An 891-nucleotide genomic window follows, 5' to 3' on the forward strand; every position below is an offset into this window, starting at 1 on the left:
CGCGCCGTAGCCGGCGCCGATCACCAGGCCGCCCAGCCAGGCGCCGAGGGCGTTGGCGACGTTGAAGGCCGAATGGTTGAGCGACGCGGCCAGGGTCTGGGCGTCGGCCGCGACGTCCATCAGGCGGGTCTGCAGCGCGGGCACCAGCGCGATGATGCCGCCCAGCAGCAGGATGACGGGCACCACCGCCCAGGGGTTGACGGCGGTGACGGAGAACAGGCCCAGGGTCAGCATGCTCCAGACCAGGGCGGCGATGACGGTCATGTTCAGGTTGATGTCGACCAGGCGCGCGCCGATCAGGTTGCCGATGACCATGCCCACGCCCCACAGGGCCTGGATGAAGGGCACCGCGTAGGCCGGATAGCCCGAGACATTGACCAGCACGTCGGACAGATAGGTATAGACCGCGAACATGCCGCCGAACCCGACCGCGCCGGTGCCGAGGGTGAACCAGACCTGGGCGCGGCGCAGGGCCCCGAGTTCGCGCAGCGGCGAGGCGCCGGGATGGGGCGGGTCGGCCGGGACGTTGCGGGCCACCAGGAGCAGGCTGGCCACCGAGACCAGGCCGATCAGGGCGTAGGTGGTGCGCCAGCCGAGAAATTCGCCGCCCCAGGTCGCGAACGGCGCGCCGATCACGTTGGAGATGGTCAGGCCCGCCATGACCCGCCCCACCGCCCGGCCGCGATGGGCGCGATCGACCAGCGAGGCCGCGACCAGCGCGGCGACCCCGAAGAACGCGCCATGGGGCAGTCCGGTCAGGAAGCGCATGATCTCCAGCGTGCGGGCGTCGGGCGAGAGGGGCGCCAGCAGGTTGCCCAGGACGAAGACCCCCATCAGGATCATCAGCAATGTGCGGCGCGGCAGCCGCGCGCCGCACACCGCGATCAGCGG

At 71.5% G+C, this 891-nt stretch carries 1 protein-coding gene; it reads right to left on the bottom strand.

Translation table 11 applies throughout. The annotated features are described in order from the left end of the window. Positions 1 to 891: MFS transporter (locus tag HUK84_RS20360; protein ID WP_176641817.1), on the bottom strand; the 891-nt coding region annotated here is incomplete at both ends.

Source organism: Nguyenibacter vanlangensis (assembly GCF_013376155.1).
GTDB classification, from domain to species: Bacteria; Pseudomonadota; Alphaproteobacteria; order Acetobacterales; family Acetobacteraceae; genus Gluconacetobacter; species Gluconacetobacter vanlangensis.